At 43.8% G+C, this 13419-nt stretch carries 14 protein-coding genes; 9 read left to right on the top strand and 5 right to left on the bottom strand.

The features are described from left to right. Positions 1-7: 7 nt before the first annotated feature. Positions 8-952, bottom strand: a complete 945-nt coding sequence (locus V7R35_RS06605) for an alpha/beta fold hydrolase (RefSeq protein ID WP_334013938.1) — start codon at positions 950-952, stop codon at positions 8-10. A 179-nt stretch (positions 953-1131) separates the two neighbouring features. Here V7R35_RS06605 and arfB point away from each other — a divergent pair, with 179 nt between their 5' ends. The 3 genes from arfB to V7R35_RS06590 all read left to right on the top strand — a co-directional run bounded on the left by arfB (position 1132) and on the right by V7R35_RS06590 (position 3822). After that, positions 1132-1548, top strand: a complete 417-nt coding sequence (gene arfB, locus V7R35_RS06600) for an alternative ribosome rescue aminoacyl-tRNA hydrolase ArfB (RefSeq protein ID WP_334013937.1) — start codon at positions 1132-1134, stop codon at positions 1546-1548. A 126-nt stretch (positions 1549-1674) separates the two neighbouring features. Beyond that, entirely contained in the window at positions 1675-2628 is a 954-nt protein-coding gene (locus V7R35_RS06595) for a hypothetical protein (RefSeq protein ID WP_334013936.1), read from the top strand. Between the two features lie 183 nt (positions 2629-2811). Further along, on the top strand, positions 2812-3822 hold the full coding sequence (locus V7R35_RS06590) for a hypothetical protein (RefSeq protein WP_334013935.1): 1011 nt from the start codon (positions 2812-2814) through the stop codon (positions 3820-3822). A gap of 61 nt (positions 3823-3883) precedes the next feature. Here V7R35_RS06590 and V7R35_RS06585 read toward each other — a convergent pair whose 3' ends face one another. Next, a complete protein-coding gene (locus V7R35_RS06585) occupies positions 3884-5263 on the bottom strand; it encodes a S8 family serine peptidase (RefSeq protein WP_334013934.1) in 1380 nt (459 codons plus the stop codon). A 261-nt stretch (positions 5264-5524) separates the two neighbouring features. Between V7R35_RS06585 and V7R35_RS06580 the strand changes: the two genes are divergently transcribed. From V7R35_RS06580 to V7R35_RS06570, 3 genes are read left to right on the top strand one after another with little or no spacing between them, the layout of a single operon-like run. Next, entirely contained in the window at positions 5525-6022 is a 498-nt protein-coding gene (locus V7R35_RS06580) for an RNA polymerase sigma factor (RefSeq protein ID WP_334013933.1), read from the top strand. Further along, positions 6019-6876 carry an anti-sigma factor family protein gene (locus V7R35_RS06575; RefSeq protein WP_334013932.1) on the top strand — a complete coding sequence of 286 codons (858 nt, stop codon included), beginning with the start codon at positions 6019-6021 and terminating at the stop codon, positions 6874-6876. Before V7R35_RS06580 ends, V7R35_RS06575 begins: the two co-directional genes overlap by 4 nt. Then, positions 6866-7399 carry a CC0125/CC1285 family lipoprotein gene (locus tag V7R35_RS06570; protein ID WP_334013931.1) on the top strand — a complete coding sequence of 178 codons (534 nt, stop codon included), beginning with the start codon at positions 6866-6868 and terminating at the stop codon, positions 7397-7399. The genes V7R35_RS06575 and V7R35_RS06570 overlap by 11 nt, the downstream gene beginning before the upstream one ends. Before the next feature lie 212 nt (positions 7400-7611). Here the strand turns inward: V7R35_RS06570 and V7R35_RS06565 are convergent, their stop codons facing one another. Next, on the bottom strand, positions 7612-8799 hold the full coding sequence (locus tag V7R35_RS06565) for an MFS transporter (protein ID WP_334014161.1): 1188 nt from the start codon (positions 8797-8799) through the stop codon (positions 7612-7614). A 986-nt stretch (positions 8800-9785) separates the two neighbouring features. On the opposite strand from V7R35_RS06565, the gene V7R35_RS06560 reads away from it, so the two are divergent. Genes V7R35_RS06560 through V7R35_RS06550 form a run of 3 tightly spaced genes read left to right on the top strand, consistent with a single transcriptional unit; the run spans position 9786 to position 11563 of the window. Next, entirely contained in the window at positions 9786-10331 is a 546-nt protein-coding gene (locus V7R35_RS06560; protein WP_334013930.1) for a DUF3299 domain-containing protein, read from the top strand. A 5-nt stretch (positions 10332-10336) separates the two neighbouring features. Then, positions 10337-10819 carry a hypothetical protein gene (locus V7R35_RS06555; RefSeq protein ID WP_334013929.1) on the top strand — a complete coding sequence of 161 codons (483 nt, stop codon included), beginning with the start codon at positions 10337-10339 and terminating at the stop codon, positions 10817-10819. Between the two features lie 51 nt (positions 10820-10870). Continuing rightward, positions 10871-11563 carry a DUF3299 domain-containing protein gene (locus tag V7R35_RS06550; protein WP_334013928.1) on the top strand — a complete coding sequence of 231 codons (693 nt, stop codon included), beginning with the start codon at positions 10871-10873 and terminating at the stop codon, positions 11561-11563. A gap of 54 nt (positions 11564-11617) precedes the next feature. Here V7R35_RS06550 and V7R35_RS06545 read toward each other — a convergent pair whose 3' ends face one another. Both V7R35_RS06545 and folE2 read right to left on the bottom strand, forming a co-directional pair. Continuing rightward, positions 11618-12403, bottom strand: coding sequence for a 5'-nucleotidase, lipoprotein e(P4) family (locus V7R35_RS06545; protein WP_334013927.1), 786 nt, complete (start codon positions 12401-12403; stop codon positions 11618-11620). 59 nt (positions 12404-12462) lie between these two features. Then, a complete protein-coding gene (folE2, locus tag V7R35_RS06540; RefSeq protein ID WP_334013926.1) occupies positions 12463-13392 on the bottom strand; it encodes a GTP cyclohydrolase FolE2 in 930 nt (309 codons plus the stop codon). Between the last annotated feature and the right edge of the window lie 27 nt (positions 13393-13419).

Raw genomic sequence — 13419 nt, 5'->3', positions numbered from 1 at the left:
TATCTGTTCATGCACACGCATCTTCACTGTCAAATAACACTTCCTCAATAAAGTTTGCACATAAAGCAGGCTGAGTCATGGGTAACATATGGCCTGCATCGGCAACAATACGAGTGCGCGCTGAAGGCAGCTTATCCACCACAGCTTGGATATGCTCTTTGGGGTTTAATATAAGGTCTTGCTCCCCATACAGTACGCCAACAGGGCACGTGATACTGCCGTACACTGATGACTGCCTATGTAAGCTTCCTTGCGCGGATACTGTGTCGCGGCTACCTTCGTAAAAATGACGGCTATGCAATGAAAGAAGGCCTCCACCAGTAATTGCAAAGTCCTTAGGAACAGGTTCTGGAAAAAATATTTGCGCAATTTGTTTTCGGCCCATGACTACCCGAAGTGGGCTCGCGATAGTTTTTGAGACGGCGCGTCTTGCAGTATGGTTTGGTATGTACAACATTGACAAAGGGCCCGCACCGCCTTTGAGCATAGTGGTTAAAGGGCATATTAAGGTGACAGCACGAATCTTCTGAGGTGCATCAAGGGCCATGCGCAGTGAAATGCCTCCTCCCATTGAATGGCCTACCAATGCCGCTTCGGAAATATTTTCCTTTTCCATCCATTCAAGTAGCATTTGGCTTTGCTTCTCAAATGTTGATGGCGTTGAAGTCATCCTGCTGGAAAATCCGCTTCCAGGACGGTCGACAGAATATACCGTGTAGTGTTGCGCTAGAATGTTTGCCAGCTCATAGAAGTTTCTACTGTTACCAAGAAGACCGTGTATGAGTATTATGGCTGGGCCGCTGCCACTTACTTGCCAGTGAATAACGCCACCGTTTACTGTTGTAAGCTTGCCTGGCGGTGAGAATTGAGACTCTATGCCTTTATCAATTTTCTGAGTGTAAAACACCGCAAGGCCAATAAGTAAAACGATAACCAGCAACACAACAAACATATTATTTCTCTGCATACACGTATGAAATTCAAACTATCTGCAATAGTGCTACGCGTCAACTAGCAAGGTGCTATCACTGGTCATAAGCTTCATTTATACTGGATAAGGTTTAAAGATAGAGATCCTTTTAACCTGCGATGTCTATTAAAAATTCAAAGCAAATATGCTCAGGAATGTCGATGGAAATAAACATAACTGCAAAGTTATCAATTGATGAAAGTGAAATTGATATGCAGGCAATTCGCGCTCAAGGCAGTGGCGGTCAAAACGTAAATAAAGTGAGTAGTGCAATTCATCTTCGATTTGATGTGAACGGCTCCTCTTTACCCGACGATTTAAAAGATAAGTTGCTCTCACTTAACGACAGCAGAGTAACAAACGATGGTGTGTTTGTTTTAAAAGCGCAAAATTTCCGTACCCAAGAGCAAAATAGGGAAGACGCAATAGTGCGCTTGTGCAACTGGATAAAAGCGGCAACGGTCGAGCAGAAGCCCCGAAAAACAACAAAAGTAAGCCGTGCAGTAAAAGCAAGGCGTGGAGATGCCAAAAAACAGCAAAGCGCCAAGAAAAAGCTAAGAAATAAAGTAGATTTTTAACGCAAGCTAACAACCTTCCAACGTTGAGCTTTTAGATGTACATACAAAAAATTTCTAACTAAGCGGAATAAAAGCGCTGCGTTATCCGTTATCTCATTGTCCTTATCAATAAAAGGAGATAACAGGATGAAATCACTTAATACAGCAGTACTATTTGCCTTAGGTTTAGCCACTACACACACTGTTGCACAAGAAGTTAATTTTACTTCTAACGCATCGACAGAAAATTCTGTTTCAGCCTCTTTGTCGCTATCACAACCTAGCGCGTCAGCAAGCGCAGATCAGAATGCACAAGTTAACTCTGAAATTAACAGTGAAGAAGGGCAGCAAGATGAGGCAATGCCTTCAGAAGATACTGTATCCAATGACACAACCGAACAGGCTAACAATAATCTTAACCTGGTTACTTCTGTAACCCAAAATGCTTCTTTATTAACTTCAGCTTCTACGGTTTCAACGGTAACGTCAAGTGGCTTACAGGCAGCGGCTGGTGCAACACAAGCTGTGCAAGGTTCTGTACAAGGAACTATACAAGGTGCGGCACAAGGAACTATACAAGGAGCTATACAAGAGCCTTTGCAAGCCACGCTGCAAAATATCACCTCTGCCAATATGAACAGTATGGAAAACGGTTCTGCTGATGGTGCAGGTACAGCTGAAAGTGCAGCAATGGGAGAGGTTGTTGCAAGCATCTCAGGAACGGCTCAGGGCACGCTGGATGGCCCTTTAACAGGCGTAACTTTAAACAGCGGCGCTTTAGGCAGTACTTCCGAAGGTGCGCTTGATGCAAACGCTCAAAATATAGTTGGCACGTCAGCAGAGGAAGCAATTGGCTCGTCAGTTCAAAATACCGTAGGCACAGCGGTTCAAAACACGGTAGGGGCATCTGTTCAGAACGCCGTAGGGACTTCTGTTGAAAGCGCCGTAGGCACTGTCGTCCAAAATACCGTAGGTGAGTCTGTAGATGGCGCTATTGCATCTACAGTTGAGCAAACGGTATCTGGTAGCATAGAGGAAACCGTAAATGCAACAGTAACCAACTCGGTTACCTCGGCAGTTGATGGCGCTCTCGGCCTCTAAATTAGCAACAAGCATAACAAGCCATAACATTGTTATGGCTTGAGTGCCTCTTCTATGCAAGGCGTTTTACTTCTCGCCGCTTTTCTTCAGTTTTTATGTACTCCTAACCGCGCTATCCATTAATCAGAAATCTAGATTTTATGATGTTGCGTTACAGGGGCTCGTGTTTGGAAGGTTACAATTATGAATGCATTTCATTGTAAACAGGTATTGAACAGACAAACTAATAACAAGTGTACTCTTGTTGTAAGTGTTAGCGTGTTATCTTCTATCGTGTTATCACTCTCTGCCAGCGCTAATAATAGCGCTAACCAAAGCGCTAACCAAAGCGCTAACAATGACGCAAAGTATACGCTGTCTGGATCAGCATACGTAGGAGTTCGTCACGATTCTAACGTTAGCGTAAGTGAACTAGATACCAATACTGCATTGTCGGATAACGCACTACAAACTGAGGGTAAACTTCAACTAAAGCTCGCACCTACAAAGAAGTGGACGTCTACATTTTCGATATCTCGTGCCGACACCCACTATAATAACTTAGATGACTTCGATTTAGGACTAACCACTTATTCTGTGCAAACCGACTATGCTTTCGAAATAGCAAAGCTTGGTGCGCATTATTACCATGCAGACGCTCACTTAGGCGGAGAAGGTTTCCTTACCTATCAACAACAAGGCGTTTCGGCTGGTAAACAATTAGGTAAACAGGCCTATTTAAGAGTAAGCGCAGATAATATTGATAAGCAGTTTGATGTAGCAAAGGGGCGTGACAGCGAAGCAAATGCATTGCGCAGCGACGCTTTTTACTTCTTCGATACGAGCGACTTCATTCAACTGGCTTTGAAGTATCAAAAAGAAGATGCAGTCGACAACGCCTTTGATTTTACTAGTGTTGGCGCCGACGTGGCGTATACCCACCCATTGTCGATGTTGAATAAGCCGTTGTCGTTATCTTTCACTTATACATTTGACTCACGCAGTTATAGTCGCGCGTCACAAAGTGATTTACTTCGAGAGGATGGCAGGCGCCGAGAAGATGACAGGCACCGCGTTGAGGTAAAAATGAACTATGAAGTGCATAAGCATGTGAAACTGTCGTTTTCTACAGAATATGGTGACTATGCCTCAACGTTCACCGGCGCTGACTATGAAGAGACTATTGCAGAGCTTGGTGTAAATGTGCATTTCTAACTCCCAACACTAGTAAGCGGCAAACGCCAAACACTCATGAGAGGACCGTGGTTTGTAGAGGCTATTTTAATAGAATGCCAAAACCAAAAACCGTATCGCGACCAGGTTCTCCCGCATCAATGGCGCTTCGCTGCATTGCCGCTAACGCACTGTGTCTATTTTTGTTTTTTCGCAAAAAGCATGCATATTTTGCAGCAACTAGTGGGGCAGCCATAGACGTACCTGTCTGTCGTATTGTTTTGTTTGGAGGCAATGCGGTTTCGACAGATACGCCAAGCGCTGCAAAATCAACATATTCGCCTTGATTTGCCCAACGATAAATTCGATTGTCGCTGTCTACCGCTGTTGCGCCTAACGTTTGTGGGTATGCAGCAGGATATAAAGGCAGTGACGCTGGCCCTTCGTTTCCAACAGCGGCAATAACCTGTATTCCTAACTCGTCAAGTTGAGTGATAGCGGCCATTAAAAGCGGGTTATTTGGCCCAGCCAAACTCATGTTAATAGCATCCACTTGTAACGATGCTAAATGGTTTATCCCCTTCAATAGTGCCGAAAGCGTTGCGCCTCGACTTATGCTGTTGCGAGTATAAAAAACATTGGCATTGAACAACTGGCTACCTGGCGGCAATACATTGGCCATTAAGCTTGCAACTGACGTTCCGTGTTCACTTGAGCCTTCTGCGCCCTCAATTAAGAACGACGCTTGCTCTATCTGTATATGCGAAAACGCAGGGTGATCACTGGTGATGTGTGTATCTATCATTCCCATTCTTAACGGGCTGTCACATTCGATATAACCCGTGCGGCTATCTTCCGCTTCAGTGCTTTCAGTTTGTGCGTGGTTAACAGACCGGTGTTCGTTGGCAGATTTAGGCAATGAAGCTTCACGCTTGCTTTGTGATAAATAAATGTGATTCCTAACAACTTGTGCTAGAAGCGGTGCTGGCAAATTGTAGCGAATTAACGACACCGTATCGGTATCACCTTCCACTTTTACACGAAAAAGCCATTTAGAAAGCGACGACATAAACTGCTTTTCAAGAACCGAAATAGCTGGGTGGTTAAAATAGTCGATGTCACTTTCTTCTCCCATGAATAACCACTCTTTTTCTACCGCGATAAAGCCGTCTTCAACCGATATTTCTTGAATTATTGGTTCGCCATCAACCGATAAAATGGTGCTTGCATTGGGAACAGTAAAGCGTGGTGTCGCACTGTTTATTGTATTTGAAACAAGAGTTTGTGTTGCTAATGAGCCTCTTTCTAACTTCGTTTTGGCATTGTTTTCAACTTGCTCTCGCAAGCGCGACAAGTTTGAAGGTAATCGCTCTATAACTGGTGTAACGGGTGTAATGACTTGACCCGCTGCAGGAAGTATTTGAGCAGATATTGCGGTGCTAGCGAACGACAATAAACAAGCGTAGAGTTTTGCATATTTCATTATCTTACCTCATCAACAATAACTGCCATGCAAACAACAGTAAGCATGGCACAAATTGTGCCATGCTCTATATGGTTTCACTTTCTTCTTGCACTAGTTGCAACTAAAAGAATAACGCTAAACAAGCAAAAAAATTCCATAAGGTAGGAATAAAAATGAAAGTGACCCGTTAACTAGAGTGTGTTGACCTTTACTGCAAAAACGTACCGAAAAGGTCAACACGCTCTAAATAAATCGGTTCATTAGCATAGGGCTTTAAAAATGAAAGATGAGTTAACCAAGCTCGTACCGTCTTTAAGAAAGTTCGCGTATTCGCTTACAGGCAACATGCACGATGCTGACGACTTGCTTCAGAGCACACTGGAAAAGCTATTAAGCAAATCGGTGCCCGAGGGAGCAACATTAATGGCATGGTCTTTTCGGGTTTGCAGAAATTGCTGGATTGATGAGTATCGAGCAAAAAAAGTACGCGTGAACGCGAAAGAGGCATTAGAACACGAAATAAAAGAAGGACGGATTCAGGTGGAAATGGATGAAGCTATTACGCATGGTGTTACGCTAAAGCAAGTGTCTAGTGCAATGGATGAACTGCCCTACGAACAGCGAGAAACTCTGTCTCTGGTAGCCGTGCAAGGAATGAGTTACAGCGACGCTTCTGAAGTACTTCAAGTGCCTACAGGCACCATTATGAGCAGGCTGGCGCGTGCTCGAGCTAAGCTCTCAAGTTTGTTAAATGGTCAAAACGAGGTGCTGTCATGAAAGTAAGCGATGAAATGCTATCTGCGTTTTTAGACGGGGAGCTATCAAGCAGCGACATGGATAACGTGCGTGATGCAATAGCAGAAAATGTTGCTATTGCCGACAGACTAGCGGCGTTGGCTGAAGTAGATATGGTAGTGAAGGCAGCGGCAGAAAAAGCAACGGCCACAGCATTACCAAAAGAGATTATTGATTTACTGGCAACGGATAGCGACAACGCTGTTACAAACGTGACTTACTTAGCGAAGCCCGATTTAACTGCACCCGAGTTAGTAAAGCAGGAAAAATCGTCGGCGAAAGAAAGTGTAAATACGCAAAGTGAATCGGTAGCCAAACTTCAAAGCAATAATGAAAAGGCTTCTTGGGTCAAAATGCCAATGGCATTGGCCGCCAGTGTTGCCTTACTTGCAGGCTTAGTTTTCTTTCAGTTAGGCGAAGAGAATCAACCTATACCGCAAGGTTCCCACTGGGCTAACGTGTCTAGTGCTCTCAATAACAATTTAACTGGCGAAACAGCGCGCTTTGCCGGTGATGTCTCAGTAACGCCGCAGCTTTCGTTTGTGAATGTTAAGCTTGAGTATTGTAGGCAAGCCGAAGTGGTATCGAGTGAAGAGCTAAACGTAATGATTGCTTGTAAGGATGAATCAAACGGTTGGCAGTTGGTTGCAAGCAAATTAGGTGCCTCGGGCACAGATGATGCGCTTTATCAAACGGCAAGTAGCGCTAAGCTTATGGAAGAGGAGCTGGATGCACTAATGGTTTCTGCGCCGTTAACGCGTGAGCAAGAACGAGGCGCGGTGAAACAAGGTTGGTTTGTTCAAAGCAACAAAGAAGGAGTTAAAGATGAAAACTAATATATTTCGGTTAATGCTGACAATGTTGATCACACTTTCTGTGTTTGGCTGTGCCAGTCAGCCTGATTATAAACAGGCTGCAAACGGCGGTTATGGCTACACAGAAAGTAAGCTTAGCGACACACAATACAGAGTTCACTTTAAAGCAAAAGGTACTGATAAGAGCAAAGCGATGGATTATGCCATGCTGCGTGCGTCGGAACTTACGTTATTGGCAAGCTACGACTGGTTTGTAGTAACAAGTCGCGAAACGCTAATAGACAAAGAGACGGTGCAAACTGCTCCTGTTAGTGGTTTCAATCAGCGTTATACTCGCGTTAAATCATGTGGGTTGTTGAGCTGTCGTACCTCTTATCACCCTACTACGCAGTTTGAAACTGGCGTGTATGTTGGTGGCGTTCAACAAAGTGAAATTGAAACGGTGCTAAATATTGAGATGGGCAAAGGTACAAGACCAGCAGGACAAGCCAGTTTTGACGCCCGTGAAGTGCAAGAGAATTTAGCGCCTCAAGACGACGAGTAGTGTTAAAACAAACATTTAATTAGCCAAAGAAAAAGGGGCTATATAGCCCCTTAAAAACCACAACATAACTTGGAAAACACATTTACATACATAAAGCCGCACACTCAACGACCTTATGTATTATTTAAGATAGCGTAAAAACAAAAAGGTTCCGCTTGTTTGAAAATAAATAGGTAAAATTTTTAATACCTATAGACGTTTGAAAAACACGGTTACTCAGCGATATTTTGATGCTTTACTGCACGAAGCGTCATAAATACAATGCAGGTTATGAGAGCAATGGTAATAGCACTAGCCAAAAATGGAAGCGCAATGCTGTATTGATAAAGCAGTGCAGCTACGGGCGGACCAACCACATATCCCATCGCGGTGGTAGCAGTAATTAACCCGGTAATTTTAGCTTGTTGTGCAGGTGTGCAATAAGTTGTGGCAGAAGCCGCTAAAGAGGGATAAGCCATACCCATCCCCAAGCCCATAACAGCCATTGCCACATACATCATGGAAATAGATTGCTGAAAAAAAAGCAGAATGTATGCAATGACTAAAAGTGGTAACGAAACCTGTATCATAGCCTCGGTACTCACTCGGGCTTTTTGCACCACAAAAAACTGAACCGACAGTGAGGTTACTGCGCTAACCATCATTGCAAAACCCACTAGCCTTGCACCTTCAACAGGTGATAACGAATAAAAGTCTATAAAAAAGAAACCTATTGATTGCTGCATCATAGCCATAGCACAAAATACACAAACACACGCTACAACAAATACATACGGGATCTTCGAGGGTGGCGCTTCATTTACCGTTTCATTCGCGTTGCTATGCTGCGCTGAGCTAGGGGTAAGTACAGGAAGTTTGAAATAAACAAGCACTAATGCCAGTAGCGTAAGTAGAACAATGCTGTACAGCGGCGCAAGAAGCCCAAAACCTACCAATAAACCAGCATAAGCGGGCCCAATGATTTGCCCTACACTGCTGGCAGATGTAACTTTACTTATAGCGCTTACTCTTGCCTTAGGTGAGCTTATTGCTACGGCGTAACCCACAGCAGAGGGTGGTGTTGCCGACATAATAGTAGATTGCATACTGCGCGAGAAAAGCAGAGCTAAAAACAGGTTGGTGCCGCCTATAATGCCTGAAAATCCTGCCATCCAAGCACTTGCAAAAGCGAATGTACCTAAACTGTAGCCAGCCAAGCCCACCATAAGAATGCGCTTGAACCCCGCCCGTTTGGCTACTTTGCTCCATACACTAGTGCCTAGCGCAAATATAAGCGCAGAACTCGACATGATCGTTGCAATATGGAACTCAGAGAGCGACGCTTCACGGCCCAACGATGGAAGCGTAGTTAACATGACACTTTGCCCAACAGATGTCGCAAGTAATGCGCAAAAAAGCACTTTAAAAATTATGGAGCTGGAAGCTGTCGATTGCAAAAAAGGAACGCCTTAATGAAGGTGAATTGATCCACGGCGAGTATAACACAGAGATTGCTTTGTCTTTTGTGGCATTGCGAGAGCCGGGAGCGTGGTGTAAAAAAATGCCCGCCAGAGGCGGGCCAAAATCAGAGGTTTGTAAAGGCCGGGATAAGCCTTTGAGGGGAGAGGCATGTTGCACTGTGGCAACGCACTGATAAAAGGTTACCAGTGTCCTCGCATGGTCTCGCTGAAGCAACACACATTTACATCCAACGAATCCAAATAGGGTTACAATCCTTTGCTCTGCAAGACATCAATGTCGAACTTGTGGTGTAGGTACTCAGCGCTTAGTTGCAATCCGTATACAACAAGTGCCTTGCGTCCTGCGAGTTTCGTGAAGTCTTCACTGACTTCACCACATCACCATCAAGCGATACGACGAACCTTCAACAAAATCCTAATAGTGATAACCGCAACATCCTTTTATCCGTGTCGTTTAATCCTTTGAAAAAAATCGCCCTAACTGCGTATTCTTTCAACAACCTCGCTATCGCTATGTGTATTTCGGTCTTCCCTTACTAACGCGTTCCGTACGTCGTGATACACATTGTCTTTGTCCGTTACCTCTGTGTATGCGTTATCCGTGCCATTGCTTAAATATGATTCTGAAAATAAATTAAGTTATTGAAAATTAATGTTTTTATGTATTTTAAGCTGATTGATTGACAAGAGATAAAGTGAAATGAACCTAAGAGATATGTACTTTTTTCCTACCACTATGTAGCGTTTTACACACAGCGTCGCTTTTTGCAAAACATGCGATAAGTACAAATCAAACATCGATAAGCGTTTAGCGCGAGCTGTCATTTAGTGTTATGTTATATCGTGTTTAATTTTTGAAAAAAACGTAGGTTATGATTACTGTGTGTCGTGCTTTTTTAACAAGCGTCGTGTTGATGTGCTTTTTAATGCAAGCCACGCCAATATTTGGTCCAAGTAATGTGGCACACGCGGCTGGTGCGCCAGAATATGAGGAAATCGATTGGGTAGCACTCATGCCAGAGGATGACTTAAGCGCACTTATGAATCATCCTGAATTTTTAAATGATATTGCTGATGGTTCTGCACAAGACTCGGTAGACGATTTTAAATCTCAAATGTTAGAAGATGAACAAGCGCAACGTTATCAATCGGCCCTTACTTCTACTCGTGTTATCGATGCTTTTAACGGAAAAGCGGTCAGAATACCTGGGTTCATTGTTCCTCTAGAACAAAATGAGAACCAAGAGGCTACCACGTTTTTTATTGTTCCTTATTTTGGCGCATGTTTACACATGCCACCACCTCCGCCCAATCAAATTCTATTTGTTGAGTTTGAAGAAGGGATTGAAATAGAAAATCTCTATGATCCTTTTTGGTTTGAAGGGACCATAGAAATTGAGCGTCACGAGAGTGCGATAGGTACATCAGCTTACTCGTTGAACCTTCATCACTTTGAGTACTACGAGGAGTAATAATAATGTCACGCGCTACTACACATAACTTACCTTTTATACTTCGTAAGCGCTTTGTTATAGGCCTAATGTGCTTTTTTACCACGTCCTTTTCAGGTGTAGGGTGTGAGCTTCACGCTGGCATGGAAGGAATGGGGTTTGGCTTTCAGCACCCGTTGATGCAGCAACATTTAGCGCCAAAACGCGATGCGGTAATTGGATTACGTATCGATAGAAAACGCACAATGCAGCAAAATGAATCATTAGACATACCATTACGATTCACCGTACCGCCTAGTTACGAGCAAATTAATGTTGATGTTACTACTAGTGATGGTTTGGCCTTGTTGTCGCAAGAGCGTTTTAAAATAAACAGTGCGATGGGTAAGGAAAACATTAGCTTTAAAGCGCTTTCGCAAGGAACGCATGAACTGACCTTAAAAGTATACGCACTTAAAAGTAATGTGCCGGTAACCTACACACGCAAAGTAAAGGTTATCGTAAGCTAGTCAACGCGCTTTTAGGCAGTCAATACGGTTATGCAGAAGGGAAACTTCACAATGACGCTTAAACAATTGATGTTCGTTGTGGTGTTTTTGTTGTTGGGTAGTGCTACAGGGTTATGGATAACTGGGCAAGGCGCCGGGCTGGTAACTGGGCTATTAACCCTGCTTTCGAGTAATAGCACTGCTATTTACCAAGCATCTGATAATGGCTTTAATCGTGAGTCTTACCCAGATATAGAATGGGAAGCGTTACTTCCTGAAAATGAAAAAGCACTTATCGGTAGGCAAGCCACCGAACCGTCTACTTCAAGCGAAATTCCGCTTCACGAGCAGGTATTTCAATCTATTCAGCGAACGTTTGATAGCAACTATCAGCAGGCCCTAGTTTCAACCAATACAGTGTCAGCACTCAACAACACGCCTGTGAGTCTGAACGGTTTTATTGTACCCGTAGAGGCAAATGCAGAACGTGAAATCACGGCTTTTTTCGTAGTGCCTTACTTTGGCGCATGTATTCATTATCCACCTCCGCCGCCCAACCAAATTGTCTTTATTAACTTAGGCTCGGTGGGGTTAAGTGGCATTGATATACAGCAAGCTTACACATTTTCAGGTGTGTTAACGACAGGGCTGTATGAAGATCCGCAGGGAACATCAGCCTATATTTTGGATGCGGTTCATATCGCAAAGTATGACGGAAAGAACGCGCAAGGCTCATTTCATTTAGAAGGAGCCTTGGCTAACTAAGAAACGCTTACGTTCTGCTTTTAATTATTCAGGATGAGAAGATACTTGGAATAACTACCAAGATCCGTACATCGGGTTAGGCAGTAGGAAAAGCGTTTTGCCTATCTCAGGAAGCAGTTCATCAACATTGGCAGATTCCTGCGTTGTGTTTGCAAAGTCTTCAATGTTGTCGCCCACTTGCATAACAATGTTATGAGGTGTTGACCATGCTTTCTGGTTTGTCGAGTTACTACAGTAAACCGTTCCCTTTTTAACCGACATGCGACGTAAGTCTTTATCGTTAATTATGCCCTCTTGGCCCATCGCCGCTTTATCTGCCGGTGTTCTTCCCAGCATGCACGCATTCTCAGGGGTTAAGGGTAAACCTAGAGCAAGTAAGTTTTCCCACGTGTGGTTATCAAGCGATTTGTCTCTGTTCGTAATCAAGGCTATTTTGCCGCCCCTTTCAATTACGCGTTCAATAAAGTTGCTTACGCCGGGCACCAATGTGGCCTCTTTGCGAACAACCCATGCATTCCAGCTTTCAGACGAATATCCTAACCCAGCCGATTCGCGCTCTCGTTGATATTGACTGTTGTCTAATACTGTTTCATCAACGTCCATTACCACCACATCGTTGTTGTTAAACGTCGATGGCAGCGCCGAGACAGCGTTTGAATACACATACCGCGCTAGCGCTGGGTACTCTTTACTTTCTGTTTGATATATAACAGCAGATGATACCGAATGCGCTTTTGCGCCGGTCAGAGATGTAGTCGGTGTGCTTGAGCATGCGGTTAGCAACATAGCAGCGCTGCTAATCAAGCAAGTAGCAGGTAAGTTAAGCGACAAACGTAACAAAACAAAATCCTTTCTATAAGTATTAAGCAGCAATAACCTTAACAAAAAACACTGTGTTTTTAACGCTGTATAACCGTACCGCTGCTTTGTGCAATGGCGTCATGTGCGTGAAGGCTTTCTTGATGCTCTACTTTTACATGAAAATACGTTGCTTGGTAATACGTACTAAACGCGTTGTGTAAGCGTCTTACCGCATCTTCAACAAACATCAAATTTTCAGCATTACGCTTGGCAAAAGCTTGCTCGTCTTCGCGTTTCACTGCCGTTTGCAGCGGCGTGCCTAATGTGTTTTCGATTAAATCGATGATGTCAGTATAGTCGGGAAGTTCAGGATCTCTAAGTGTCAATGTAACATCTGCAAAGGAGCGCTGTGCATGCGCCGTTGCTATACTTCCTTCTTTTGAAGCAAGCCATGCACTTACTGTTTCTGCATCGATGCTCTTATCCTTAAATTTCTGCGTAAATGCATCGGCAAGTGCTTTTCTTGATAGCGACGCCGAACAAGGGCACGTACTTGAGTAGGGTACGCTTATCGCTAGCGTTAAATTTAAATGCGCTTTTTGTTGGTGTGCAGTAATCGCCATTTTGTAGCTTTGATAGCCCGATGCTTTGCTGATCAGCGCAGGTCGCAGCAATACTAAGTCAGCATGCAGCGTTAAAATTGCTTCAGATGAAAGTCCCGCTTGTGACTCGATAAGCGCACGCATAAGTGGCTTGAGTGTATCTGTGGTTAATGTTTGGTTACTAAGGTGCATTTGTAGCAAGTTATATAGGCGTGACATGTGAATGCCTTTGGCATCAGCATCATCAAGACTTACAGTTACATCTACCGTTACCTGACTTGCCAGTAATTGGTCGTTACTACTTTTAATTGAAAGCGGAATAGCTATGCCAGCCATGCCTACTTGATCAATCTTTCCGCCTAATTGCGTGTTCTTTTCGGTGGTAATATCAGGAAGTGACGGTACATTCGAAGTGTGTGAAGACAAAACTTATTCCTCAGAAAATCAGAAAAG

It is taken from the genome of Alteromonas sp. S167 (assembly GCF_036864375.1).
Lineage (GTDB): Bacteria > Pseudomonadota > Gammaproteobacteria > Enterobacterales > Alteromonadaceae > Alteromonas.
This window is presented reverse-complemented; position numbering and strand designations above follow the sequence as displayed.

Coding starts and splice junctions, on each gene's coding strand:
- V7R35_RS06605 (WP_334013938.1), bottom strand. CDS start 952: ATGTTTGTTGTGTTGCTGGTTATCGTTTTACTTATTGGCCTTGCGGTG.
- V7R35_RS06590 (WP_334013935.1), top strand. CDS start 2,812: ATGAATGCATTTCATTGTAAACAGGTATTGAACAGACAAACTAATAAC.
- V7R35_RS06555 (WP_334013929.1), top strand. CDS start 10,337: ATGTCACGCGCTACTACACATAACTTACCTTTTATACTTCGTAAGCGC.
- arfB (WP_334013937.1), top strand. CDS start 1,132: ATGGAAATAAACATAACTGCAAAGTTATCAATTGATGAAAGTGAAATT.
- V7R35_RS06550 (WP_334013928.1), top strand. CDS start 10,871: ATGACGCTTAAACAATTGATGTTCGTTGTGGTGTTTTTGTTGTTGGGT.
- V7R35_RS06560 (WP_334013930.1), top strand. CDS start 9,786: ATGCAAGCCACGCCAATATTTGGTCCAAGTAATGTGGCACACGCGGCT.
- V7R35_RS06575 (WP_334013932.1), top strand. CDS start 6,019: ATGAAAGTAAGCGATGAAATGCTATCTGCGTTTTTAGACGGGGAGCTA.
- V7R35_RS06595 (WP_334013936.1), top strand. CDS start 1,675: ATGAAATCACTTAATACAGCAGTACTATTTGCCTTAGGTTTAGCCACT.
- V7R35_RS06585 (WP_334013934.1), bottom strand. CDS start 5,263: ATGAAATATGCAAAACTCTACGCTTGTTTATTGTCGTTCGCTAGCACC.
- V7R35_RS06580 (WP_334013933.1), top strand. CDS start 5,525: ATGAAAGATGAGTTAACCAAGCTCGTACCGTCTTTAAGAAAGTTCGCG.
- V7R35_RS06570 (WP_334013931.1), top strand. CDS start 6,866: ATGAAAACTAATATATTTCGGTTAATGCTGACAATGTTGATCACACTT.